This is a genomic window from Pseudomonas sp. E1MeOHC2 (genome assembly GCF_058745025.1).
The window spans coordinates 3,386,605-3,411,767 of the sequence record NZ_CP196675.1; the positions used below are offsets into that span (position 1 = coordinate 3,386,605).

26 protein-coding genes are annotated in these 25,163 nt (G+C 62.8%); 14 read left to right on the forward strand and 12 right to left on the reverse strand.

Annotated elements, in window-relative coordinates; genetic code table 11:
* Positions 1-7: 7 nt before the first annotated feature.
* Positions 8-295, reverse strand: a complete 288-nt coding sequence (gene gatC, locus ACSSU5_RS15280) for an Asp-tRNA(Asn)/Glu-tRNA(Gln) amidotransferase subunit GatC (protein WP_264310172.1) — start codon at positions 293-295, stop codon at positions 8-10.
* A 205-nt stretch (positions 296-500) separates the two neighbouring features.
* Here gatC and mreB point away from each other — a divergent pair, with 205 nt between their 5' ends.
* The 8 genes from mreB to tldD all read left to right on the forward strand — a co-directional run bounded on the left by mreB (position 501) and on the right by tldD (position 11,613).
* Positions 501-1,538 (forward strand): rod shape-determining protein MreB, encoded by a 1,038-nt coding sequence (gene mreB, locus ACSSU5_RS15285; RefSeq protein ID WP_003255163.1) that lies wholly within the window; start codon positions 501-503, stop codon positions 1,536-1,538.
* 162 nt (positions 1,539-1,700) lie between these two features.
* On the forward strand, positions 1,701-2,762 hold the full coding sequence (gene mreC, locus ACSSU5_RS15290; RefSeq protein ID WP_492561324.1) for a rod shape-determining protein MreC: 1,062 nt from the start codon (positions 1,701-1,703) through the stop codon (positions 2,760-2,762).
* Positions 2,762-3,250: a rod shape-determining protein MreD gene (gene mreD, locus ACSSU5_RS15295; RefSeq protein ID WP_019473693.1), complete on the forward strand. Its 489-nt coding sequence runs from the start codon at positions 2,762-2,764 to the stop codon at positions 3,248-3,250. The genes mreC and mreD overlap by 1 nt, the downstream gene beginning before the upstream one ends.
* 33 nt (positions 3,251-3,283) lie before the next feature.
* Positions 3,284-3,895 (forward strand): Maf family protein, encoded by a 612-nt coding sequence (locus ACSSU5_RS15300; RefSeq protein WP_264310171.1) that lies wholly within the window; start codon positions 3,284-3,286, stop codon positions 3,893-3,895.
* 54 nt (positions 3,896-3,949) lie between these two features.
* Positions 3,950-5,407: a ribonuclease G gene (rng, locus tag ACSSU5_RS15305; RefSeq protein WP_027595592.1), complete on the forward strand. Its 1,458-nt coding sequence runs from the start codon at positions 3,950-3,952 to the stop codon at positions 5,405-5,407.
* Between the two features lie 82 nt (positions 5,408-5,489).
* Positions 5,490-9,311 (forward strand): YhdP family protein, encoded by a 3,822-nt coding sequence (locus ACSSU5_RS15310; protein ID WP_492559210.1) that lies wholly within the window; start codon positions 5,490-5,492, stop codon positions 9,309-9,311.
* Positions 9,312-9,319: 8 nt separating this feature from the next.
* On the forward strand, positions 9,320-10,171 hold the full coding sequence (locus tag ACSSU5_RS15315) for a carbon-nitrogen hydrolase family protein (RefSeq protein ID WP_264310169.1): 852 nt from the start codon (positions 9,320-9,322) through the stop codon (positions 10,169-10,171).
* A gap of 2 nt (positions 10,172-10,173) precedes the next feature.
* Complete coding sequence (gene tldD, locus ACSSU5_RS15320; RefSeq protein WP_264310168.1) at positions 10,174-11,613, forward strand: metalloprotease TldD; 1,440 nt, start codon at positions 10,174-10,176, stop codon at positions 11,611-11,613.
* Between the two features lie 117 nt (positions 11,614-11,730).
* Here tldD and yjgA read toward each other — a convergent pair whose 3' ends face one another.
* Positions 11,731-12,249: a ribosome biogenesis factor YjgA gene (yjgA, locus tag ACSSU5_RS15325; protein ID WP_027595596.1), complete on the reverse strand. Its 519-nt coding sequence runs from the start codon at positions 12,247-12,249 to the stop codon at positions 11,731-11,733.
* 108 nt (positions 12,250-12,357) lie between these two features.
* On the opposite strand from yjgA, the gene pmbA reads away from it, so the two are divergent.
* The 6 genes from pmbA to ACSSU5_RS15355 all read left to right on the forward strand — a co-directional run bounded on the left by pmbA (position 12,358) and on the right by ACSSU5_RS15355 (position 17,726).
* On the forward strand, positions 12,358-13,704 hold the full coding sequence (pmbA, locus tag ACSSU5_RS15330) for a metalloprotease PmbA (protein ID WP_264310167.1): 1,347 nt from the start codon (positions 12,358-12,360) through the stop codon (positions 13,702-13,704).
* 243 nt (positions 13,705-13,947) lie between these two features.
* Positions 13,948-14,349, forward strand: coding sequence for a FagA protein (locus tag ACSSU5_RS15335; protein WP_264310166.1), 402 nt, complete (start codon positions 13,948-13,950; stop codon positions 14,347-14,349).
* Positions 14,342-15,718, forward strand: a complete 1,377-nt coding sequence (locus ACSSU5_RS15340; protein ID WP_264310165.1) for a class II fumarate hydratase — start codon at positions 14,342-14,344, stop codon at positions 15,716-15,718. The genes ACSSU5_RS15335 and ACSSU5_RS15340 overlap by 8 nt, the downstream gene beginning before the upstream one ends.
* Before the next feature lie 28 nt (positions 15,719-15,746).
* On the forward strand, positions 15,747-16,208 hold the full coding sequence (locus ACSSU5_RS15345) for a DUF2753 domain-containing protein (RefSeq protein WP_264310164.1): 462 nt from the start codon (positions 15,747-15,749) through the stop codon (positions 16,206-16,208).
* Between the two features lies 1 nt (position 16,209).
* The gene (locus ACSSU5_RS15350; protein WP_264310163.1) at positions 16,210-16,821 is read left to right on the forward strand and encodes a superoxide dismutase; all 612 of its coding nucleotides are present in this window, start codon (positions 16,210-16,212) and stop codon (positions 16,819-16,821) included.
* An 11-nt stretch (positions 16,822-16,832) separates the two neighbouring features.
* Complete coding sequence (locus ACSSU5_RS15355) at positions 16,833-17,726, forward strand: ZIP family metal transporter (RefSeq protein ID WP_264310162.1); 894 nt, start codon at positions 16,833-16,835, stop codon at positions 17,724-17,726.
* Between the two features lie 328 nt (positions 17,727-18,054).
* Here ACSSU5_RS15355 and ACSSU5_RS15360 read toward each other — a convergent pair whose 3' ends face one another.
* The 10 genes from ACSSU5_RS15360 to ACSSU5_RS15405 form a co-directional block, all read right to left on the reverse strand.
* Positions 18,055-18,327 (reverse strand): HPr family phosphocarrier protein, encoded by a 273-nt coding sequence (locus ACSSU5_RS15360; protein ID WP_264310159.1) that lies wholly within the window; start codon positions 18,325-18,327, stop codon positions 18,055-18,057.
* A 20-nt stretch (positions 18,328-18,347) separates the two neighbouring features.
* Positions 18,348-19,202, reverse strand: coding sequence for an RNase adapter RapZ (rapZ, locus tag ACSSU5_RS15365; protein WP_492559211.1), 855 nt, complete (start codon positions 19,200-19,202; stop codon positions 18,348-18,350).
* A 2-nt stretch (positions 19,203-19,204) separates the two neighbouring features.
* Positions 19,205-19,669, reverse strand: coding sequence for a PTS IIA-like nitrogen regulatory protein PtsN (ptsN, locus tag ACSSU5_RS15370; RefSeq protein WP_264310157.1), 465 nt, complete (start codon positions 19,667-19,669; stop codon positions 19,205-19,207).
* Positions 19,670-19,681: 12 nt separating this feature from the next.
* Positions 19,682-19,990, reverse strand: a complete 309-nt coding sequence (gene hpf / locus ACSSU5_RS15375) for a ribosome hibernation-promoting factor, HPF/YfiA family (protein ID WP_264310156.1) — start codon at positions 19,988-19,990, stop codon at positions 19,682-19,684.
* Between the two features lie 79 nt (positions 19,991-20,069).
* Positions 20,070-21,563 (reverse strand): RNA polymerase factor sigma-54, encoded by a 1,494-nt coding sequence (locus ACSSU5_RS15380; RefSeq protein WP_492559212.1) that lies wholly within the window; start codon positions 21,561-21,563, stop codon positions 20,070-20,072.
* 174 nt (positions 21,564-21,737) lie between these two features.
* Positions 21,738-22,463, reverse strand: a complete 726-nt coding sequence (lptB, locus tag ACSSU5_RS15385; RefSeq protein WP_492559213.1) for an LPS export ABC transporter ATP-binding protein — start codon at positions 22,461-22,463, stop codon at positions 21,738-21,740.
* Entirely contained in the window at positions 22,464-22,988 is a 525-nt protein-coding gene (gene lptA / locus ACSSU5_RS15390) for a lipopolysaccharide transport periplasmic protein LptA (protein WP_264310154.1), read from the reverse strand. It abuts the gene before it with no gap.
* Positions 22,975-23,547 carry an LPS export ABC transporter periplasmic protein LptC gene (gene lptC, locus ACSSU5_RS15395; RefSeq protein WP_264310153.1) on the reverse strand — a complete coding sequence of 191 codons (573 nt, stop codon included), beginning with the start codon at positions 23,545-23,547 and terminating at the stop codon, positions 22,975-22,977. Before lptC ends, lptA begins: the two co-directional genes overlap by 14 nt.
* 8 nt (positions 23,548-23,555) lie before the next feature.
* Entirely contained in the window at positions 23,556-24,080 is a 525-nt protein-coding gene (locus ACSSU5_RS15400; RefSeq protein WP_264310152.1) for a KdsC family phosphatase, read from the reverse strand.
* On the reverse strand, positions 24,081-25,055 hold the full coding sequence (locus ACSSU5_RS15405) for a KpsF/GutQ family sugar-phosphate isomerase (RefSeq protein ID WP_264310151.1): 975 nt from the start codon (positions 25,053-25,055) through the stop codon (positions 24,081-24,083).
* Positions 25,056-25,163: the final 108 nt, after the last annotated feature.

Sequence of the window (25,163 nt, forward strand, 5' to 3'; positions counted from 1 at the left end):
CTATCCCTTACTCGATGACTTTGGGAACCAGGTACAGACCGCTTTCGGTCGAGGGTGCGATGGCCTGGTAGGCCTCGCGCTGGTTGCGTTCGGTGACCTGGTCAGGACGCAGTCGCTGGCTGGCCTCCAGGGGGTGGGCCAGGGGCTCGATGCCCGTGGTGTCGACCGCTTGCATCTGGTCGACCAGCCCGAGAATGCTGTTCAGTGCATCGGTAATACGTGGCAGTTCGCCATCATTCAGCCCCAGACGGGCCAGATGGGCGATCTTTTCCACGTCGCAGCGTTCAAGCGCCATGGGGATCTCCAAGGGAAACAAAGAACGGAATTAGGGTCCGTGATGAGGAACATGTCGGCATTCTGGCGGTCATACGGCCGCGATCATCTGCTGGCGTGCTCGGAAAAACGACCAATTTAACATATTGGCTCCTTGCCCAAAATCCCTGCCATTGTTAGAGTTTGCCGCACTTTTTTACCCACGCTTTCCCCAGGGTCACTTTCCCATGTTCAAGAAACTGCGTGGCATGTTTTCCAGCGATCTTTCCATCGACCTGGGTACTGCCAACACCCTTATTTACGTGCGTGAGCGCGGTATCGTCCTGAATGAGCCCTCGGTTGTTGCCATCCGTACCCATGGCAATCAGAAAAGCGTCGTCGCCGTCGGTACCGAAGCCAAACGCATGCTGGGCCGTACGCCCGGCAACATTGCTGCCATTCGTCCGATGAAGGACGGCGTCATTGCCGACTTCAGCGTTTGTGAAAAAATGTTGCAGTATTTCATCAACAAGGTTCACGAAAACAGCTTCCTGCAGCCCAGCCCACGCGTGCTGATCTGTGTGCCGTGCAAGTCGACCCAGGTAGAGCGCCGCGCAATTCGCGAGTCGGCCCTGGGTGCCGGTGCCCGTGAAGTGTTCCTGATCGAAGAGCCAATGGCCGCCGCCATCGGTGCCGGCCTGCCGGTCGAAGAGGCCCGTGGCTCGATGGTCGTCGATATCGGTGGTGGTACCACTGAAATCGCCCTGATCTCGTTGAACGGCGTGGTCTACGCCGAATCCGTTCGCGTCGGCGGCGACCGTTTCGACGAAGCCATCGTCACCTACGTGCGCCGCAACTACGGCAGCTTGATCGGCGAATCTACTGCCGAACGTATCAAGCAGGAAATCGGCACCGCCTACCCGGGCGGCGAAGTGCGCGAAGTCGATGTCCGTGGCCGTAACCTGGCCGAGGGCGTGCCGCGTGCCTTCACCCTGAACTCCAACGAAGTCCTCGAAGCCCTGCAGGAATCCCTGGCGACCATCGTCCAGGCGGTCAAGAGCGCCCTGGAGCAATCGCCACCGGAGCTGGCCTCCGACATCGCCGAGCGCGGCCTGGTGCTGACCGGTGGTGGCGCACTGCTGCGCGACCTCGACAAACTGCTGGCCCAGGAAACCGGCCTGCCGGTGATCGTCGCCGAGGACCCGCTGACCTGTGTCGCCCGTGGCGGCGGTCGCGCCCTGGAGATGATGGACAAGCACGCGATGGACCTGCTCTCCAGCGAGTGATACCCGCTGCATCTGAGCGCCCGGTTTACAGGTAGCACGCGCAGTGCTACCTGTATGCGCTGGGCTGGCGTCCGTTCGGGCGTCGTTTCCGTCAACCCGCAACCAGGCTGGTGCGTTGTCCCATGTCCAATGACCTCCTGAGTCGTCCACGAGGAACGGCCCATTAAACCGCTTTTCTCCAAGGGCCCTTCGCTGGGCGTTCGCCTGCTCGTATTGGTAGTGCTGTCGGTCGCGCTGATGGTGGTCGACGCGCGCTTTGACATGCTCAAGCCCGTGCGCAGCCAGATGGGCATGGTGCTGATGGAGTCGTACTGGATCACCGACCTGCCACAGCGCATGTGGCAAGGTGTGGCCGGCCAGTTCGGCAGCCGTACCGAACTGATCGCTGAAAACGAGAAGCTCAAGACCGAGGCCCTGCTGTTGCAGGGGCGCCTGCAGAAGCTGGCGGCCCTGACCGAGCAGAACGTGCGCTTGCGTGAGTTGCTCAATTCTTCGGCCCTGGTCAACGAGAAGGTCGAAGTGGCCGAGCTGATCGGCGTCGACCCCAACCCGTTCACCCACCGCATCCTGATCAACAAGGGTGAGCGCGATGGCGTGTTCCTTGGCCAGCCGGTGCTCGATGCCCGTGGCCTGATGGGCCAGGTGGTCGAATTGATGCCCTACACCTCGCGGGTATTGTTGCTGACCGACACCACCCACAGCATTCCGGTGCAGGTCAACCGCAACGGCCTGCGCGCCATCGCCAGCGGTACCGGTAATCCGGAGCGCCTGGAGCTGCGCCATGTGGCCGACACCGCCGACATCAAAGAAGGCGACCTGCTGGTCAGCTCCGGCATGGGTCAGCGCTTCCCGGCCGGTTACCCGGTGGCCACGGTCAACGAAGTGATTCACGACTCCGGCCAGCCGTTTGCCATTGTCCGCGCCATCCCCACTGCCGCACTCAACCGCAGCCGCTACATGCTGCTGGTGTTCAGTGACCGGCGCAGCCCGGAGCAGCGCGCCACGGACGCTGCGATTGCGCAGGAAGAGGCCGATCGCAAGGGCACGTCGATCGCTGCTCAGCCTGGCGCCAATGGCGTGCCAGGCGTCCCAGCTGCCACGGCACCTGCCTCTGTCGCCCCTGCAGCGCCGACGGTACCTGCCACGCCGCCCGCTGCTGCACCTGTAGCGCCAGCGGCACCCGTTGTACCGGCGGCAGCGCCCGCCCAACCCCGGAGGCAATGATGGCTGCATCACGCCGCAACAACGGCTGGGTCATCTGGCTGACTTTCGCCATTGGCCTGTTGCTCAGCGTCTCGCCGATGCCCCAGTTCATGGAAGTGTTCCGGCCCATGTGGCTGGCGTTGCTGGTGTCGTTCTGGACGCTCGCGGTGCCGAGCAAGGTCGGCATGACCACGGCCTTCGTGCTGGGGCTGGCCGAGGATGTGCTGTATGGCACGTTGCTCGGGCAGAATGCGTTGATCCTGACCTTGATCACCTTCCTGGTGTTGTCCCTGCAGCAGCGCCTGCGCATGTTCCCCATGTGGCAGCAGAGCCTGGTGATCTTGGTGATCTTCGGCATTGCCCAGTTGATCCAGCTGTGGCTCAGCGCGCTGACCGGCAACCGCCTGCCGACCCTGGCGCTGGTGTGGTCGGCGGTTATCAGCGCCTTGCTCTGGCCATGGATCAGTTTTGCCCTGCGCGACCTGCGCCGACGCTTGCATATAAATTGACGGCGTTGCCGCGACTGACAGGGAGATGTCTACATGAACCCGCTTTACCTGGCCTCTGGCTCGCCACGTCGTCGTGAATTGCTGACCCAGATCGGCGTACCGTTCACCACGCTCAGCGCCCCCATCGATGAAACGCCGCTCGCCGCTGAAGGCGCTCAAGCCTATGTCGAGCGCCTTGCCCGGGCCAAGGCGCAGGCTGGCCTTGCCGGCCTCCAGGGCCCGGCTGTGGTGCTTGGCGCAGACACGGCGGTGGTCCTCGATGGTCGTATTCTCGGAAAACCGGAAAACCGCGAACATGCCTTGGCCATGCTGGCTGAGCTGTCTGGCCGCGAGCATCAGGTGCTGACCGCTGTCGCCCTGAGCGACGGCGTGCGTACGCAAAGCCTGTGCGTCTCCAGCAGCGTGCGCTTTCGCGCCATCAGTGCCGATGAAGCAGCACGCTACTGGGCCAGCGGCGAACCTGCGGACAAAGCCGGTGGCTATGCGATCCAGGGGTTGGGCGCGGTGTTCGTCACCGGCCTGACAGGCAGTTACTCCGCCGTGGTCGGTTTGCCGCTGAGCGAAACCGCCGAACTGCTCGCTGCGTTCGGCATCGCCTGCTGGCAACTGCCCGCGTGTTCTCCAGAGGTAACAAAGCAGCGGTAGCCAGCGCTGCCTGCGCGATCCATCATTATCCAAGACCTTTGACGAGAGCCTGCCATGAGTGAAGAGATCCTGATCAACATCACCCCGATGGAGTCACGTGTGGCGGTGGTGGAAAACGGGGTGCTGCAGGAAGTGCACGTCGAACGCACCCTGCGTCGTGGCATCGTCGGCAATATCTACAAGGGCAAGGTGGTGCGCGTGCTGCCGGGCATGCAGGCGGCGTTCGTCGACATCGGCCTGGAACGGGCCGCGTTCATCCATGCCTCGGAGATCTCCCAGCGTGAAGGCTCGGCGGTAGAGAACATCACCGCGCTGGTGCATGAAGGCCAAGCCCTGGTGGTGCAGGTGACCAAGGACCCGATCGGCACCAAGGGCGCTCGCCTGACCACCCAGCTGTCGATCCCTTCGCGCTACCTGGTGTACATGCCGCGCAGTAGCCATGTGGGTATTTCCCTGAAGATCGAAGACGAAGCCGAGCGTGACCGCCTCAAACAGGTGGTCAGCAGCTGCATGGACAGCGAGAACATCAAGGACGCTGGCGGCTTCATCCTGCGCACTGCCGCCGAGGGCGCCCGTGCCGAAGAGATCCTGCAAGACATTCGCTACCTGCGCCGCCTGTGGGAGCAGATCGGCAGCCAGATCCAGAGCTGCGGCGCGCCCACGGTGATCTACGAAGACCTCGGGCTGGCCCTGCGTACCCTGCGCGACCTGGTCAACCCGAAGATCGAGAAAATCCGCATCGACTCGCGGGAAACGTTCCAGAAAACCACGCAGTTCGTCGGCGAATTGATGCCGGAGATTGCCGACCGCCTAGAGCATTACCCAGGAGAACGGCCGATCTTTGACCTGTACGGTGTCGAAGACGAAATCCAGCGCGCCCTGGAGCGCAAGGTGCCGCTCAAGTCCGGTGGCTATCTGGTGGTCGACCCCGCTGAAGCGATGACCACCATCGACGTCAACACCGGTGCCTTCGTCGGCCATCGCAACCTTGAAGAGACCATCTTCAAGACCAACCTTGAGGCCGCCACCGCCATTGCCCGGCAACTGCGCCTGCGCAACATCGGCGGCATCATCATCATCGACTTCATCGACATGGAAGATGAAGAGCATCAGCGCCAGGTGCTGCGCACCCTGGAAAAACAGCTCGAACGTGATCACGCCAAGACCAACATCATCGGCATCACCGAGCTGGGCCTGGTGCAGATGACCCGCAAGCGCACGCGCGAGAGCCTCGAACAGGTGCTGTGCGAACCCTGCCTGGCGTGCCAGGGCCGTGGCAAGCTGAAAACACCCGAGACCATCTGCTACGAAATCTTCCGTGAGATCCTCCGCGAGGCCCGTGCCTACCAGGCCGAGGGTTACCGCGTGCTGGCCAACCAGAAGGTGGTCGATCGGCTGCTAGACGAGGAGTCCGGCAACGTGGCGGAGCTTGAAACCTTCATCGGTCGAACTATTCGCTTCCAGGTCGAGTCGATGTACTCGCAGGAACAATACGATGTGGTGCTGCTCTGAGGCATTCCAAAACGCATCACAGGATGGTCGGGCTGGCAAAACCGGTACTTGGGGCCATCATGGATAAACGACCTGGAGGGCCATGGCCATGGGACGTCTGAACCGCGTTCTTGTCGCCTTGACCCGCTGGGGGTTGGGCTTGTGCGCACTGCTGGCGGTTCTGGTGGCGCTGTATGTCAGCCTCGGCCGGCAACTGGTGCCGCTGGTGGCCGAATACCGCGCCGATGTCCAAAGCAAGGCCGAGCAGGCGCTGGGCCTGCCGGTGCATGTCGGTGCTTTGGAGGGGCGTTGGAGCGGGCTGGCGCCTGTGTTGCGCGTGCGCGACCTGCAAGTGGGCGAAGGCGCCACCGCATTGCGCCTGGACGACGTCAAGCTGGTGCCGGACCTCTGGGCCAGCCTGACCTCCCGCCAGGTACGTCTGGCCCGTATTCAACTGGGCGGCTTGCAACTGATCCTGCGCGAAGACGCCCAAGGCGCCTGGAACCTCGAAGGCCTGCCGAAGAAGGACGATGCCCCGCTCGACCCCGCCGAGTTGTTGCAGCGTTTGCGCCAACTGGGGCGTATCGATGTCTTCGACAGCCAGGTTACCTTGCACCCCTGGCAGCGCGACCCTTTGACCTTGACCTATGTGAGCGCGGGCCTGCAGGCCGGTGCTTCGCGTCAGGCCCTGGACCTGCGCGCAACCCTGCCTGACGGCCAGCCCCTGGCATTGAACCTGCGCAGCCGCGCGTCGGCCGAAGCCTGGCGCGACGGTGAGGTTGCAGCCTACCTGAGCCTGCCACAGAGTGATTGGGCACGCTGGCTGCCGCCGCGCCTGCTAGGCCAGTGGCATGCCGAGGCGCTGCGTGCGGGGGGCGAGTTCTGGGTCGATTGGCGCAAAGGCCAATTGCAACAAGCGGTGGTCCGGCTCAATGCTCCCCAGCTTAAAGGGGCCTATGCCGAGCGCAAGGCCGCCACCCTGGACAACCTGGCGCTGGCCGCCTGGTTCCAGCGCAACGAACAAGGTTTTGACGTGGTGGTCGATTCCCTGGCCATGAATATCGGCAAGACCCGATGGGAATCCCACCTTCAGTTGCGTCAGCGCCCAGGCCAGAATCCCGCGGAAGAACGCTGGGAAGTGCAGGCCGACCGCCTCGACCTCACCCCTTTGACCCCGGTGATCGATGCCCTGGCGCCGCTGCCGGACAACCTCATGGCGGTGGTCGATGGCCTGAAGGTCACCGGTGCGCTGCGCAACGTACGCCTGGAGGCGCGGCCCAAGGCCGAGGGCGACCAGCGTCTGCAATTTGCCGCCAACCTGGAAAAGGTCGGTTTCAATGCCTATCACGGTGCCCCGGCGGCCGGTAACGTCAGTGGCAGCATCAGTGGCGACCTGGGCCATGGAGAACTGCGGCTCGATACTGACGCCTTCATGCTGCACCTGTACCCGATTTTCGCCAAACCTTGGCATTACCTGCAGGCCAATGCCCGCCTGACCTGGGCCCTCGACAAGGAAGGCTTCACCCTCGTCGCGCCCTACCTCAAGGTGCTGGGCGAGGAGGGCAAGATCGCCGGTGACTTCCTTATCCGCCTGCTGTTCGAAGAGGGCCGCGAGGACTACATGGACCTGCGGGTCGGCTTGACCGACGGCGATGGTCGCTACACGGCTAAGTACTTGCCCGAAGTGCTGAGCCCGGCCCTCGACGAATGGCTGCGCAGTGCGATCGTCAAGGGCACCGTGGATGAGGGCTACTTCCAGTACCAGGGTTCGCTGAACCACGGCGCCGCCCCGCAGGCCCGCAGTATCAGCCTGTTCTTCAAGGTGCGCGATGCGGCGCTGGACTTCCAGCCCGGCTGGCCGCAAGTGCAGCAGGTTGATGGCGATGTGCTGATTGAGGACAGCGGTGTGCGCATCAAGGCCCACCATGGCCTGTTGCTCGACACCAAGGTCAGTGACGTCAGTGTCGATATCCCCCACGTCGACGGCGACCAGCACAGCCACCTGTACCTCGATGGCGATTTCGACGGCAGCCTGGGTGATGGCCTGAAAATTCTCAAGGAAGCCCCGATTGGCACGGGCGAAATCTTCGCTGGCTGGGAGGGCGAGGGCCCGCTCAAGGGCAAGGTCAAGCTCGATATCCCCCTGGCACACGGGGAGCGGCCCAAGGTTGAGGTGGCGTTCGCCACCGCTGACGCCCGCCTCAAGGTGGCCCCCCCGAGCCTGGAACTGAGCCGCCTGAAGGGGGACTTCAACTTCGATTTCGACAAGGGCCTGAGCGGCAAGGGCATCAGCCTGCAGGCATTCGGCAAGCCGGTAACCGCGCAGATCGTCGCCGAGGGCGGGCCTGGGCAGATGCAGACCCGGATCAACGCCAATGGCCAGGTTGCGTTGAAAGCGCTGACCGACTGGCTGCAGTTCAAGCAGGCGTTGCCTGCCTCGGGCGAGCTGCCCTATCAGTTGCAGGTCAACCTGGGTAGCCGGGACAACAGCCTCAGCGTCAACTCGTCGCTCAAGGGCTTGGCCATCGACTTGCCGGCACCTTTCGGCAAGGCCGCGGCGGATACCCGCGACAGCCGTTTCAGCATGAACCTCGAAGGCCAGGAGCGGCGTTTCGACGCCAGCTATGCCGGCCTTGCGCGCTTCGCCTATGCCGCGCCCGCCGACAAACTGGCCCAAGGCCGTGGTGAGCTGCTGCTGGGTGCAGGCCAGGCGCAAGTGCCGGCGGGCCAGGGGCTGCGGGTGCGCGGTCGCCTGGAAACCCTGGACCTCGCGCCTTGGCAGGCGCAAATGGCCAGCCTGGGCGGCGATGACCCCGGAGGCAGTGCCCGGCAGAACCTGCAAAGCGTTGACCTGAGCATTGGTCAGCTCAAGGCCTTCGGCATGGACCTGAACCAGGCGGTGGTGCGCCTGGCCCGTGGTGGCCCGGCGTGGGACCTGCGCCTGGACAGCAAGGAAGTCATCGGCAATGCGCGCGTGCCTGACGCCAAGGCCGCGCCTATGTCGGTTCGCTTGCAGACCTTGCGCCTGCCGGCGGCCGACCCGGCCCAGGCGCAGGCCGAGGAGGGGCCCGACCCGCTGGCATCGTTCGACCCCCGCAAGGTGCCTGCCCTGGACCTGACCATTGACAAGCTTTATCGCGGCGACGACTTGTTCGGTAGTGCATCGATCAAGCTGCGCCCGACCGCACGTGGCGTTTCGGCAGATGATATCGACCTTGATTTCAAAGGCCTGCGTATTGACGGCGGGGGTGGCTGGGAAGGCGAGCCAGGCAGCAGCAGCAGTTGGTACAAAGGGCGCCTGGACGGCAAGAATCTGGCCGATGTGCTCAAGGCCTGGGGCTTCGCGCCTACCGTGACCAGCCGCGATTTCCGCCTGGATGTCGATGGCCGCTGGCCCGGCTCGCCTGCCTGGGTGGGCCTGAACCGCTTCTCCGGGAGCATGGACGCCGCATTGCGTACCGGCCAGTTCGTCGAGGTCGAGGGCAGTGCCCAGGCCTTGCGTGTGTTCGGCCTGCTCAACTTCAACTCCATTGGCCGCCGCCTGCGCCTGGACTTCTCCGACCTGTTCGACAAAGGCCTGGCCTATGACCGGGTCAAGGGCCTGCTGGTGGCCAGCAATGGTGTGTACGTGACCCGCGAGCCGATTACCGTAACCGGCCCTTCGAGCAATTTTGAGCTCGACGGCACCCTGGACCTGGTCCGTGACCGGGTGGATGCCAACTTGCAGGTTAGCCTGCCGGTGACCAACAACCTGCCCCTGGCGGCGTTGATCGTCGGGGCGCCAGCGGTGGGGGGCGCGCTGTTTCTGGTCGATCGGTTGATCGGTGACCGGGTATCGCGCTTTGCCAGTGTGCACTACCGCGTCGAAGGGCCGTGGAAAGAGCCTAGAATCACATTTGTGAAACCTTTCGAGAAATCGCGCTAGGAGTCTCCATGAAGGCAGCGGTGATCCAGATGGTCAGCCAGGACGACGTGCTGGCCAACCTCCAGCGTGCCGGCGCCCTGCTTGAGCAGGCGGCGTTCGGTGGCGCGCGGCTGGCCGTGCTGCCAGAAAACTTCGCCGCGATGGGGCGCAAGGATGCCGCCGCGATCGGGCGGGCCGAAGCGTTGGGAGAGGGGCCGATCCTGCCCTGGTTGAAACGCACCGCTCGTGACCTCAGGTTATGGATTGTTGCCGGCACCTTGCCTCTGCCACCGGTCGGCCAGCCTGATGCCAAGGCCCATGCCTGCTCGCTGCTGATCGATGAACAGGGTGAAGTGGCGGCGCGCTACGACAAATTGCACCTGTTCGACGTGGACGTCGCCGACAACCGGGGGCGCTACCGTGAGTCCGACGACTATGCCCATGGCGCGCAGGTGGTCGTGGCCGATACCCCGGTGGGGCGCCTGGGCCTGAGCGTATGCTATGACCTGCGCTTCCCCGAGCTGTACAGTGCATTGCGCGCAGCTGGGGCAGAGCTGATCACCGCGCCTGCCGCGTTTACCGCGGTGACGGGTGCGGCGCACTGGGACGTGCTGATTCGCGCGCGTGCCATCGAGACCCAGTGTTACCTGTTGGCCGCAGCGCAGGGCGGCACCCATCCAGGGCCACGGGAAACCCACGGCCATGCAGCGATCGTCGACCCCTGGGGGCGGATCGTTGCGCAACAGGCGCAGGGCGAAGCGGTATTGCTCGCCGAGCGCGACATTGATGAACAAGCGTCCATTCGGGCGCGCATGCCGGTGGTTTCGCACCGGCGCTTTTTCTCGCAGGACGCCTTGCGGCCTGCGCACACCTCGGAGTGACTATGAGCCAGATGTTATCCACCGTCAGCGAGCAGCTCCTGGCCCCAGGCGGATTGACCCTGGACAGCCTGCAGGCTGTGCTGGGTGAGTTGGCAGGCCCAGGCATCGATGCCGCCGACCTGTATTTCCAGGGCCAGATCTCGGAAACCTGGGCGCTGGAGGACGGCATCGTCAAAGAGGGCAGCTTCAACCTCGACCAAGGCGTGGGCGTGCGTGCCCAGTCCGGTGAAAAGACCGGCTTCGCCTACAGCAACGCCATCAACCTGGAAGCCCTGACCTCGGCGGCCCGCGCCGCGCGTTCCATCTCGCGTGCCGGGCAGAACGGTAAAGTCCAGGCGTTCCGCAGCCAGGATGTGACGGCCCTGTATGCGCCGGACAACCCCTTGGACGTGCTCAGCCGCGCTGAAAAGGTCGACCTGCTCAAGCGTGTCGACGCCGCAACCCGCGCGTTGGACCCGCGTATCCAGCAGGTCAGCGTGAGCATGGCCGGGGTCTGGGAGCGGATTCTCATCGCCGCCGCCGATGGCAGCCTGGCCGCCGACGTGCGCCCGCTGGTGCGCTTCAACGTCAGCGTCATCGTCGAACAGAATGGCCGCCGCGAGCGCGGTGGTCAGGGGGGCGGTGGGCGTACCGACTACCGCTTCTTCACTGAAGAGAAAGTCATGGGCTATGCCCGTGAAGCGTTGCGTCAGGCGCTGGTGAACCTGGAGGCGATCCCTGCGCCGGCGGGCACCTTGCCAGTGGTGCTGGGGTCAGGCTGGTCGGGCGTGCTGTTGCATGAGGCGGTTGGCCATGGCCTGGAAGGCGACTTCAACCGCAAGGGCAGCTCGGCGTTCAGTGGCCGCATGGGTGAGCTCGTGGCGTCGAAGCTGTGCACCATCGTCGACGACGGCACCCTTGAGGGCCGCCGTGGTTCGCTGAGCGTGGATGACGAAGGCACCCCGACCGAGTGCACCACCCTGATCGAGAATGGCGTGCTCAAAGGCTACATGCAGGACAAATTGAACGCCCGCCTGATGGGCATGGCCGTGACAGGTAACGGCCGCCGCGAATCCTACGCCCATCTGCCGATGCCACGCATGACCAACACCTACATGCGCGCCGGTGAAAGTGACCCGCAGGAAATCATCGCCTCGGTGAAAAAAGGCATCTACTGCGCCAACCTGGGTGGTGGTCAGGTGGATATCACCAGCGGCAAATTCGTGTTCTCAACCAGTGAGGCCTACCTGATCGAGGACGGCAAGATCACCGCGCCGGTCAAGGGTGCGACCCTGATTGGCAACGGGCCGGAGGCCATGAGCCGGGTGTCGATGGTCGGTAACGACCTGGCATTGGACAGTGGCGTGGGCACGTGTGGCAAGGATGGGCAGTCGGTACCGGTAGGGGTAGGGCAGCCGACATTGAAGCTGGACGCGATCACGGTTGGCGGTACCGGGGCGTGATGGCTTTGGGGACCGCGTGCGGTCCTTTCGCAGCACTAGGCTGCTCCTACAGGTGCACACGCTCCTTGTGGGAGCAGCCTTGCGCTGCGAATGGGCCGCAAAGCGGCCCCAGGCCGATCAACGTAGCCCGCGCTGTAACTCGTCGAGGTCGCGGATGTACTTGAACACCTTGCGCGCAGCAGCAGGCGGTTTGTTCCGCGCTTTTTCGTGCTGGGCATGGCGGATCAGCGAGCGCAGTTGCTGGCGATCGGTATCGGGGTATTCATTGACGAAACGCTCGAGGTCTTCGTCATTACCGTCGATGAGCCGGTCGCGCCAGCGTTCCAGGCCGTGGAAACGCTCGTTGTACTGGCGGGTCGAGCTGTCCATCTGTTCGAGCAGGGCATGGATAGCGTCCAGGTCCTGGACACGCATCAGCTTGCCGACGAACGACATGTGGCGTTTACGGGCGCCGTGAGCGGTGTGCTTGCTGGCCTCGGCCAGCGCCTTGCGTAGCTCGTCGGTCAACGGCAGACGCGCCAGAGTGTCGGCCTTGAGCGTCGTGAGGCGCTCGCCGAGTTCAACCAGCTCATGCAGTTCGCGCTTGATCTGGGTTTTGCTTTTTTCGCCGTCGTAGGCGTCGTTTGAATCAACCATGGTGGCAGTCCGCTAGAAATCGCCGCCATGATAACCAGTCGGGGGCCGCTTGTCCGGCCCGGTCGTAGAATGACCCTCGCCGAACGCAGAATTTGAGTGGAGAGAACCATGAGTGCAGTCCAGAGCGTAGGCCCCAAAGACCTGCCAGCATTGCAGGAGCAGGTCGAAGCGATCATCGCCGAAGCGCGTCGCCAGGGGGCCAGTGCCTGCGAAGTGGCGGTGTCGCTGGAGCAGGGCCTGTCCACCACGGTGCGCCAGCGCGAGGTCGAAACGGTCGAGTTCAACCGTGACCAGGGCTTTGGCATCACCCTCTATGTCGGCCAGCGCAAAGGCTCGGCCAGTACCTCGGCGAGTGGCCCCGAGGCGATCCGCGAGACCGTTGCCGCAGCCCTGGCTATCGCCAAACACACGTCTGAAGACGAATGCTCCGGTCTGGCCGACGCGGCGCTGATGGCCCGCGACATCCCGGACCTGGACCTTTACCACGACTGGGATATCGAACCCGAGAAGGCGATCGAGATGGCCCTGGCCTGCGAGGCTGCGGCGTTCGACGCCGATCCGCGCATCCTCAACGCCGATGGCACTACGCTCAACACCCATCAAGGGTGCCGGGTGTATGGCAACAGCCACGGTTTCATCGGTGGCTATGCATCGACCCGACACAGCCTGAGCTGCGTGATGATCGCCGAGGGCGAAGGGCAGATGCAGCGCGACTACTGGTATGACGTGAACCGTCAGGGCAACTTGCTGGCCGATCCGCGCAGTATCGGCCAGCGTGCAGCCCAGCGTGCGGCCAGCCGCCTCGGGGCGCGCCCGGTGCCAACGTGCGAAGTGCCGGTGCTGTTCTCTGCAGAGCTCGCCGGCGGCCTGTTCGGCAGCTTCCTGTCGGCCATTTCCGGCGGCAATCTGTACCGCAAGTCGTCGTTCCTTGAAGGCACCCTTGGCCAGCGCCTGTTCCCAAGCTGGCTGACGCTGGATGAGCGCCCACTTATTCCTCGCGCGTTGGGCAGTGCTGCGTTCGACGGTGACGGCTTGGCGACTTACGCCAAGCCGTTCGTCGACAAAGGCGAGCTGGTGTCGTACCTGCTGGGCACTTATTCTGGGCGCAAGCTCGGCCTGCCGAGCACAGCCAACTCCGGCGGCGTGCACAACCTGTATGTTACCCACGGCATCGAAGACCAGGCTGCCTTGATCCGCCGCATGGGGCGTGGCTTGCTGGTGACCGAGCTGATGGGGCATGGCCTGAACATGGTGACGGGCGATTACTCACGCGGTGCCGCAGGCTTCTGGGTCGAAAATGGCGAGATCCAGCATGCGGTTCAGGAAGTGACCATCGCCGGGAACATGAAGGACATGTTCCAGCAAATTGTCGCGATCGGTAACGATCTTGAGACGCGAAGCAACATTCACACAGGCTCTGTGTTGATCGAGCGGATGACCGTTGCCGGGAGCTGACAGGTAACCTGCGCTGGCCGCTTGCGGGTACTGCACATTTTTCGCATGTGGTGCGATCCCTGTGGGAGCGGGCTTGCCCGCGAAGAGGGCGGTATAGCCACCGTTTGTTTCAAACTGATTGAGAGAACCCGGCCCTAGCGCCGGGTTTTTTTATGCGCCATACCTCCCTGCTTTGGTCGATGCCCACTTGAAGTGATTCTATTTATCACTTAATAATGAATATCATTACCCAGTTGCTTGGCGATGGTGTTCATGAAATCTGTCCTCCACGAGTTGCCCTACCTGGAAAACTGGCGCTGGCTCAGCCGGCGCATTCGCTGCGCGCTCGAGCCCGATGAGCCACGTCTGATCGAGCATTACCTGGCCGAAGGCCGCTACCTGGTGTGCTGCACCGAAACCTCGCCATGGACGGTGGCCCTGACCGCCTTCCGCCTGCTGCTGGATACCGCCTGCGATCGCATGTTGCCCTGGCACTGGCGCTGCTTGTGCCTGGACCAGGCCTGGCGACCATTACTGGACCTGCGCAACCTCGACCGCCGCGAACAAAACCAGCGCTGGCAGCCCTACGCCCTGCAATTGGCCAACTGCGTGCTGCTGCCTTCGATTTCTCCCGATGAACTGATGCAAGGATTAGACGATGAGTAATACCCGTATCGAGCGTGACAGCATGGGTGAGCTGCAGGTGCCTGCCGAGGCCCTGTATGGCGCCCAGACCCAGCGCGCGGTCGACAACTTCCCGATCAGCGGCCAGCGCATGCCGGCCCAGTTCATTCGCGCATTGCTGCTGGCCAAGGCCGCAGCGGCCAAGGCCAACATCGAGCTGGAGCAGGTGACCGCCGAGCAGGGCCAAGCCATCGTCAAGGCGGTCGAACAACTGCTGGCGCAAGATTTCATCCAGCACTTCCCGGTGGATGTGTTCCAGACCGGTTCCGGCACCAGCTCGAACATGAACGCCAACGAGGTGATTGCCACCCTGGCCAGCCGAGTGCTCGGTGATACGGTCAATGCCAACGACCATGTGAACTGTGGCCAAAGCAGCAACGACATCATCCCGACCACCATCCACGTCAGTGCTGCCCTGGCGCTGCATGAGCAGCTGCTGCCGGCTTTGCGTCATCTGGTGCAAGTGATCGAGGCCAAGTCGGCGCAGGTGCACCCGTTTGTGAAGACCGGCCGCACCCACCTGATGGACGCCATGCCCGTGCGCATGAGCCAGGTACTCGACGGCTGGGCAGCGCAAATCAACGGTGCGCAGGCGCACATCGAGGCAACCCTGCCGAGCCTGCAGGCGCTGGCCCAGGGCGGCACCGCCGTGGGTACCGGCATCAATGCCCATCCGCAATTCGCTGCCGGTTTCGCGCGTCAGCTGAGTGGCCTGACCCAGGTTGAGTTCACCCCCGGGCACAACCTGTTTGCTCTGATCGGTTCGCAGGACACTGCAGTAGCCCTTTCGGGACAGCTCAAGACCACCGCCGTGGCGCTGATGAAAATTGCCAACGACCTGCGCTGGATGAACTCCGGTCCGTTGGCCGGCCTCGGCGAGATCGAACTGCAGGGCCTGCAACCAGGCTCTTCGATCATGCCAGGCAAGGTCAACCCGGTGATCCCGGAAGCCACTGCCATGGTTGCCGCGCAGGTGATCGGCAATGACGCGACCATCGCGATCGCCGGCCAGTCGGGCAACTTCGAGCTGAACGTGATGTTGCCGGTGATCGCCCGCAACCTGCTGGAAAGCATCGAGTTGATGGCCAACGTCAGCCGTCTGCTGGCCGACAAGGCCATCGCCACCTTCAAGGTTAATGAAAGCAAGCTCAAGGAGGCCCTGGCGCGCAACCCGATCCTGGTCACTGCGCTGAACCCGATCATCGGCTACCTCAAGGCCGCCGAAATCGCCAAGACCGCGTACAAGCAGGGCCGCCCGATCATCGACGTGGCACTGGAGCATACCGACTTGTCGCGCGACCAGTTGGAAGCGCTGCTGGACCCGGAGAAACTCACCGCTGGCGGCATCTGACCCTGCGTCACCGCCCAGGAGATAAGCCATGCAGCACTGGAAACGTACCACGGAAACTGCCAATCGCCTGTTCGAGCAGGGTGAGTGGGTCGATGCACGGGAACACTACCTGCAGGCCTTGGCGTTGGCCCAGGTGCTGTTCGAGCGCTGGCATGACGTCGACGAAGCGGTGGCGGTGTTTGTCATCGCCCATCACAACCTGGCCGACCTGCACCTGCGCCTGAACCAGCCGCACGAGAGCGCCGACTACCTGTGCGCTGCGCATCAGCGCTTGCTTCAGGCCAGCCAGGAGGCTCGCCTGCCCCAGGCGCTGCGGGATGCGGCGCTGCGCCACAGTGGGCGCACCTACACCGAATTGCTGAATTTTATCGACGAGTACGGTCAGTACCCGCGTACCGAGCGCCTGCTCAACCGTCACGCACCCGAGGCCAGCGAACTGGCCGCCAAGGCAGACGTGACGCCCAGAACCCATGCTTACGGAATCCACTGACATGCCACATACCTTGCCCGCATTGCCCTATGCCTACGATGCGCTGGAACCGCACATTGATGCCCAGACCATGGAGATTCACCACAGCAAGCATCACCAGACCTACATCAACAACCTCAACGCCGCCATCGAAGGCAGCGAATGGGCCGAGTGGCCAGTGGAGCAGTTGGTAGCCGCGGTCAAGCAATTGCCGGAGAAACTGCAGGCTGCCGTGATCAACCAGGGGGGCGGCCACGCCAATCACTCGCTGTTCTGGACCGTGATGGCGCCACAGGGTGGCGGCGAGCCGCAAGGTCAGGTAGCCAAGGCGATCGAGGCCGAGCTCGGTGGTTTCGACGCCTTCAAGGATGCGTTCACCAAGGCTGCGCTGACCCGCTTTGGCAGCGGCTGGGCCTGGCTCAGCGTCACCCCGGACAACAAGCTGGTGGTTGAAAGCAGCGGCAACCAGGACAGCCCGCTGATGCACGGCAACACGCCGATCCTGGGGCTGGATGTGTGGGAGCACGCCTACTACCTCAAATACCAGAACCGTCGCCCTGAATACATCGGTGCCTTCTACAACGTCGTCGACTGGGCGGAAGTGGAACGTCGTTATCTCGAAGCCTTGAAGTGAGTCGATCCGGTATGCGTTCACAGGTGTTGTCCGTCAGCAGCGTGCGTCTGTTTCGCCTGGCGATAGGAACCTTGCTGCTGCTGGTTGGCACAGCATTGCTGCTGGCGCAGGGCATTGCCTGGCTGGGCCTGGAACCACGTATGCTGCGCGCCCTCGAGGGGGGCGCACTGTGCGCGTTGGGGACAGCCCTGGGCGCGGTACCGGTGTTGGTCATTCGTAACATGCCGGTGGCTTTGGCCGACACGCTGCTGGGTTTTGGCGCGGGTGTGATGCTGGCGGCTACCGCATTCTCCCTGATCATTCCTGGGCTGGAAGCGGCCCAGGGCATCGGCTTCAGCCCCTGGGGCGCGGGAGGGCTGATCAGCTTTGGCCTGATGTTCGGCGCCTTGTGCCTGTTTCTGGTCGACCTCAAGGTCTCCGGCGCCTCGCCGGAAGCCTTGGTCGGCACGGATAACCAGCCAGTGATCGCCGCGCGAATCTGGCTGTTCGTCATCGCCATCATCGCCCACAACATTCCTGAAGGCATGGCCATTGGCGTGTCAGCGGGTGGTGGCATGGCCGATGCCGACAGCCTGGCCATGGGCATCGCCTTACAGGATGTGCCCGAGGGCCTGGTGATTGCGCTGGTGTTGGCGGGGGCGGGCATGCCGCGATTCAAGGCATTCCTGATCGGTGCCGCCTCAGGCCTGGTCGAACCCGTGGCGGCGGTGATCTGCGCTTGGCTGGTCAACATTGCCGAGCTGCTGCTGCCGTTGGGTTTGGCGTGTGCCGCAGGGGCGATGCTGCTGGTGGTGACCCAGGAAATCATCCCCGAGTCGCGCAGCAATGGGCATCACCGCTTGGCCAGTCTGGGGCTATGTATCGGCTTTTGCCTGATGATGGTGATGGATACGGCGATGTCTTGAATTTATCGCACCGATACCGATCGCGGCGTGGTCGCAATGGCTCGGCGGGAGATTGTCTGCGCCTGTAAGACCGAGCGCCGCCCGCGCGGCGCATCGCGAGCAAGCTCGCTCCTACATCCGTTTCGGGCCAGTTACGCCTACGCCAACGTGCGCGACCGCCTTGTTTTCACGACACGATATTCGTGCCATACGCCAAGGGCGCGCGCGCCAATGCCACAGGAATAATTGGCCCGAAACGGATGTAGGAGCGAGCTTGCTCGCGATGCGCCGCGCGGGCGGTGCTCGGTCTCACAGGCGCTGAACGTGTTGTGGCGAGCCCCAGCGTTCCCTACTCGCCTTCGTCGAAGTAGTTGTTGATCAGTTCAACCAATGCGTCCAGCGCGTCATTGTCCTGTTCGCCTTCGGTTAGCAGGTGCACCTGGGTGCCTTTACCCGCCGCGAGCATCATCACCGCCATGATGCTCTTGCCGTCCACCAGCTTGTCTGGCGCACGGCCTACCCGGACCTGGCAAGGAAAACGCCCGGCCACGCCGACGAACTTGGCCGCCGCCCGGGCATGCAGGCCCAGCTTGTTGATGATGGTGATTTCGCGGGCGGGCATCGTGAGGCAGATCCTGTGGGCTAGAGGTCGCGGTGGCGGACCTGGACGTTTTTCAGTGATTGCTGCAGCAACTGGCCAAGGCGTTCGGTCAGGTACACCGACCGGTGATGGCCGCCGGTGCAGCCGATGGCGATGGTGACATAGGCGCGGTTGCTGGCGGCGAAGCGGGGTAGCCATTTGAGCAGGTAGCTGGAAATGTCGTTGAACATGTCTTCGACATCCGGCTGGGCGGCGAGGTAGTCGATCACGGGTTGATCGAGGCCGGAGTGCTCGCGCAGCTCGGGCTTCCAGTACGGGTTGGGCAGGCAGCGCACGTCGAACACCAGGTCAGCATCGACCGGCATGCCACGCTTGAAGCCGAACGATTCGACCAGGAACGCGGTACCGGGCTCGGGCTGGTTGAGCAGGCGCAGCTTGATCGAATCACGCAGTTGATAAAGATTGAGGCTGGTGGTGTCGATCTTCAGGTCAGCCAGGTCCGAGATCGGCCCCAGCATATCGCTTTCCACACGGATCGCTTCTGCCAGGGAGCGGTTGGCATTGGTCAGCGGGTGGCGCCGACGGGTCTCGGAGAAGCGTTTGAGCAGCGTGTCTTCGTCGGCGTCCAGGTACAGAACGTCGCACTTGATATGCCGGGCACGCGCTCCTTCGAGCAGCTCGGGGAAACGCGTCAGGTGGCTGGGCAGGTTGCGCGCGTCAATCGACACGGCCACCTTGGGTTGCAGCAATTCGGTATTGATCAACGCATTTTCCGCCAACTGCGGTAGCAACCCGGCGGGCAGGTTGTCGATGCAATAGAAACCGTTGTCTTCCAGGACATCGAGGGCGGTGCTCTTGCCGGAGCCGGACCGGCCGCTGACGATGATCAGGCGCATGTTCAGTGCTCGTTCTGTACGTCCAGGACAACCTGGTACAGGGCCTCGTTACTGCTGGCGGCACGCAGACGATCACGAACCTCTTTGCGATCGAGCATGCTGGCGATCTGGCGCAGCAGTTCCAGGTGCGCATCGGTGGCAGCTTCGGGCACCAGCAGGACAAACAGCAGGTCCACAGGCGCGCCATCGATGGCGTCGTATTCGATCGGCGCTTCCAGGTGCAGCAATGCGCTGACCGGAGCGGTACATCCGTGGAGACGGCAGTGGGGGATGGCGATGCCGTTGCCGAACCCGGTCGAACCGAGTTTTTCACGGGCGACCAGTTTTTCGAAGACGTCTTGCATCTCCAACTCTGGCACTTGTTCGGCGATGACGGTGGCGACCTTTTCGAGGGCGCGCTTCTTACTGCCGCCCGGCACGTTCACGAGGGAACGGCCGGGGGTCAGGATGGTTTCAAGTCGGATCATGGATGAGGGGGATCAGCGAGCAGCTGCACCTTGCAGCAGGCTTTGCTGTTTTTCCTTGTGTTTTTTCAGTTGGCGGTCGAGCTTGTCGGTCAAGGCGTCAATTGCTGCATACATGTCTTCGTGTTCGGCGTTGGCAACCACTTCGCCGCCTGGAATCTGCAGGGTCGCTTCGACCTTTTGCTGCAGCTTCTCGACTTTCATGATGACAGTCACATTGGTGATCTTGTCGAAGTGACCCTCCAAGCGGGCGAGCTTTTCAAGCACGTATTCGCGCAGCGGCTGGGTGACTTCTACATGCTGTCCACTGATATTGACTTGCATACAGCTTCTCCTTTATTGCCCGTGCATAAAGAGGCAAGTCTTGCACCTGCCCCAAAAACGCTGTGGCACACCCCAGGGGCTACATCAGTCGCTTGCGCTCGCTCGACGGTGCAATGCCGAGAGACTCGCGGTACTTGGCGACGGTGCGACGGGCTACCTGGATGCCTTGTGCCTCCAGTAAACCAGCGATCTTGCTGTCACTCAATGGCTTTTTCTGATTTTCCGCCGCAACCAGTTTCTTGATGATCGCGCGGATCGCCGTGGACGAGCATTCTCCGCCTTCGGCGGTGCTGACGTGGCTTGAGAAAAAGTATTTCAGTTCGTAGATGCCGCGAGGCGTGTGCATGTATTTCTGCGTGGTAACCCGCGAAATGGTCGACTCGTGCATGCCCACGGCTTCGGCAATGTCATGCAGGACCAAAGGCTTCATCGCTTCGTCGCCATGGTCGAGGAAGCCGCGTTGATGCTCGACGATCTGCGTGGCGACCTTCATCAGGGTTTCGTTGCGGCTCTGCAGGCTCTTGATGAACCAGCGCGCTTCCTGCAGTTGGTTGCGCATGAAGGTGTTGTCGGCGCTGGTGTCGGCGCGCCTGACAAAGCCTGCGTACTGCGGGTTGACGCGCAGCCGCGGGATGGCTTCCTGGTTCAGTTCCACCAGCCAGCGGTCACTGTCCTTGCGCACGATGACGTCGGGCACCACGTACTCGGGCTCGCTCGATTCGATCTGTGAGCCGGGGCGCGGGTTGAGGCTTTGCACCAGTTCGATGACTTGGCGCAGCTCGTCTTCCTTGATCTTCATGCGCCGCATCAGTTGGCTGTAATCGCGGCTGCCAAGCAAGTCGATGAAGTCGGTGACCAGGCGTTTGGCCTCGGCCATCCAAGGTGTGCTGGCCGGTAGCTGGCGCAGTTGCAGTAGCAGGCATTCGCCAAGGTTGCGTGCAGCAATGCCGGCAGGCTCGAATTGCTGGATGCGGTGCAGCACCGCTTCGACCTCGTCCTGCTCGATATCCAGTTCAGGGTCGAAACCGGCGCAGATTTCTTCGAGGGTGTCTTCCAGGTAGCCCTGGCCATTGATGCTGTCGATCAGGGTGACGGCGATCAGGCGATCGGTGTCGGACATCGGTGCCAGGTTCAGTTGCCACAACAGGTGGCTTTGCAGGCTCTCGCCGGCCGATGTGCGGGTGGTGAAGTCCCACTCGTCATCATCGTTGCTTGGCAGGCTGCTGGCGCTGGTCTGGTAGATGTCTTCCCAGGCGGTATCGACCGGTAGCTCGTTGGGGATTCGCTCGCTCCACTCACCGTCCTCCAGGTTTTCGGCACTTGAAGTGCTTTCCTGGAAGCTGTTGTCCTGGACTTCGGCGGCCGGCTTGTTTTCGGCGTTGTCCGCCATCGGATCGCTGTTGTCGAAGTCTTCGCCGTCTTCCTGACGTTCGAGCATCGGATTGGACTCCAGCGCTTCCTGGATTTCCTGTTGGAGGTCCAGGGTGGAGAGCTGGAGGAGGCGGATGGCCTGTTGCAACTGAGGAGTCATCGTCAGTTGCTGGCCCATTTTTAGGACGAGCGATGGTTTCATGGCAGGGGCTTAATACCTTGTTCGCCGGCGCGCATGCGCCATCCACTACACGAGGGCGCCGGAGCGCCATTTCAAGCAAGTTTTATGCCTTAAATTGTAGCGTTTGCCTAGAGCACCGTAACAACTTAAACCCCAATACGGGCGATTTGCCAGTGCTCCAGGTGCGTCCCGGGGTCAGAGTCGGAACTCGTGACCCAGGTAAACCTCTTTGACCAGGTCGTTGGCCAGGATGGTTTCGGCATCGCCTTCGGCGATCAGTCGGCCATCATTGACGATATAGGCGGTTTCGCAAATATCCAGCGTCTCACGCACGTTGTGGTCGGTGATCAGTACGCCGATGCCCTTGGTCTTGAGGTGGTGGATGATCTGCTTGATGTCGCCGACGGAAATCGGGTCGACGCCGGCGAAGGGTTCGTCCAGCAGGATGAACTTGGGTGCGGTCGCCAGGGCTCGGGCGATCTCGACACGGCGGCGTTCGCCACCCGAGAGGCTCATGCCGAGGTTGTCGCGAATGTGGCTGATGTGGAACTCCTGCAGCAGGCTCTCCAGCTCCTTGCGGCGGCCATCGCGGTCGAGCTCCTTGCGGGTCTCGAGGATCGCCATGATGTTATCGGCTACCGACAGCTTGCGGAAGATCGAGGCTTCCTGCGGCAGGTAGCCGATACCGGCGCGAGCACGACCATGCATGGGCTGGTGGCTGACATCGAGGTTGTCGATCAGCACGCGCCCTTGCTCAGCCTGGACCAGGCCGACGATCATGTAGAAGCAGGTGGTCTTGCCGGCGCCGTTGGGGCCGAGCAGGCCGACGATCTGGCCACTGTCGATCGACAGGCTGACATCGCGCACGACCTGCCGACCCTTGTAGCTCTTGGCCAGGTGCTGGGCTTTGAGGGTTGCCATTTACTCGGCCTTCTTCTTGGGCTGGATCACCATGTCGATACGCTGACGCGGTGTAGTCACGTTGCCACCACGGCCGGCGGTTGCCACCTGGGTCTGGGTGTTGTAGACGATCTTCTCGCCTTCGGTGGTGTTGCCTTCGTTCTCGACCTTGGCGCGGTCGGTGAGAATCACCAGGTCCTTCTGCGACTGGTACTGAATAGTCACGCCCCAGCCTTTCATCTTGTCTGGCTTGGCTGCGCTCTGCTGCTGCTCGAAGTAGGCCAGGTTGCCCACCGAGGTCACCACATCGATGTCGCCGGAGGCGGAGCGGGTGATGGTCACGGTGTTGCCTTTGATCATCATCGAGCCCTGAGTAATGACCACGTCGCCGGTGTAGGTGGCTACGCCTTGCTTGTCATCCAGGTGGGCCTGGTCGGCCTGGATGCGGATCGGCTGATCACGGTCGTTCGGCAGTGCGAAGGCGCTCGCGCTTCCCAGTGCTGCGCTCAGGCTGAGCAAAAGGGGGAGGGTTTTAACGAGCCTCATACTGTCCTCTTACGTTAGAGAGCAGGTCCATCCTGCTTTCTTTCAAATACGCTTTCATTCCTTTGCCCGTAGTTGTGCCACCGGCGCCGTCGATTCTAACGGCTTGCTCGGTCTGCGCATATTGCTTCTGCGGGAACACAGTCATGCGTGAGCTGGTAATGATGGTCTCACGCTGCTTTTCGTCGATGCGGGCAACGCGGACCTTATCGATCAGTTCGACCTCGGTGCCGTCCGGGTTGACCTCGGCGCGGGCGCTCTGCACGTGCCACGGGTACTCGGTGCCACGGTACATGTGCAGGTCGGGGGTGGTCAGCAGGGTGATCTCGCTGGCCTTGAGGTGCTCGACCTTGTCGGCGGTCATTTCATACTGCAGCTTGCCATCGGGCAGAAATTGCAGGCTGTGGGCGTTGGTCGCGTAGTAGTCGATGGCGCTGTCATCGACCTGGCTCACCGGCTTGTCGAGGAAGCTCTCCGGGCTGACGTTCCAGTAGCCGATCGCCACCAGCAGGGCGGCGATGACCCCGAGCAGCGCAACGTTGCGGACTTTCTTGCTGAACATGGGCAGCCTTACAGGTAGTTGGCGTTGGCAGCGTCCAGGGTGCCCTGGGCCTGCATGATCAGTTCGCAGAATTCACGGGCGGCGCCTTCGCCGCCGCGAGCCTGGGTTACGCCTTGGGCGTGCTGGCGAACGAACGGCGCGGCATTGGCCACCGCCATGCCCAGGCCCACGCGACGAATCACCGGCAGGTCAGGCAGGTCGTCGCCCAGGTAGGCGACTTGATCATAGCTTAGGCCCAGTTCGGCGAGCAGGCCGTCAAGCACCACCAATTTGTCCTCGCGGCCCTGGTAAAGGTGAGGAATACCGAGGTTCTTCGCCCGGCGCTCGACCACTGGCGTCTTGCGCCCGCTGATGATCGCCGTCGTCACACCCGAGGCCATGAGCATCTTGATGCCCTGGCCGTCGAGGGTGTTGAAGGTCTTGAACTCGCTGCCATCTTCGAGGAAATACAGGCGACCGTCGGTGAGCACGCCATCGACGTCGAATACGGCGAGCTTGATGGCCTTGCCGCGTTGCATCAGGTTCTGGTTCATTTACATCACTCCGGCGCGCAGCAGGTCATGCATGTTGAGGGCACCGGTCGGCCGGTCGTCGCGGTCCACCACCACCAGGGCGCCGATCTTGTGGTCTTCCATGATTTTCAGGGCCTCGGCGGCGAGCATTTCGGCGCGGGCAGTCTTGCCATGCACGGTCATCACCTCGTCGATCAGGGTGGTGTGCACGTCGATGTTGCGATCAAGGCTGCGGCGCAGGTCGCCGTCGGTGAAAATCCCGGCCAGTGTGCCGTTCGGCTCCACGATCACGGTCATGCCCAGGCCTTTGCGAGACATCTCAAGGAGGGCGTCCTTGAGCAGGGTGCCGCGTGGCACCTGAGGCAGCTCGTCGCCGCTGTGCATGACATTCTCGACCTTGAGCAGCAAGCGACGGCCCAGCGCGCCACCGGGGTGCGAGAAGGCAAAGTCCTCGGCGGTGAAGCCGCGGGCTTCGAGCAGGGCGATCGCCAGGGCATCGCCCAGTACCAGCGATGCCGTGGTGGAGGAGGTCGGCGCCAGGTTCAGCGGGCAGGCTTCCTGGGCCACACGGGCGTCGAGGTTGACCTCGGCGGCCTGGGCCAGGGGCGAGTCCGGGTTGCCGGTGAGGCTGATCAGCTTGATGCCCAGGCGTTTGATCAAGGGCAGCAGGGTGACGATTTCGGCAGTGCTACCGGAATTCGACAGGGCCAGGATGACATCGTCGCGGGTGATCATGCCCATATCGCCATGGCTGGCCTCGGCCGGATGTACGAAAAACGCAGGCGTGCCAGTGCTGGCCAGGGTGGCGGCGATCTTGTTGCCGATGTGCCCGGACTTGCCCATGCCAACCACGACGACCCGGCCCTTGCTTGCCAGGATCAGTTCGCAGGCCTTGACGAAATTGTCGTCGATGCGCGCAAGCAGGGCCTCTACGGCCTCGAGTTCCAGGCGCAGGGTGCGTTGGGCGGATTGGATCAGCTCGCTGGATTGGCTCATGTCGAAAAAGCAATGCCTGATGAAAAGGCGGCGATTATAGCCGCAATGAAAGAAACCCTCACCCTTTCGATTGCTGTGACGAATGTCATCAAAGCCTGTCTGAGGGCT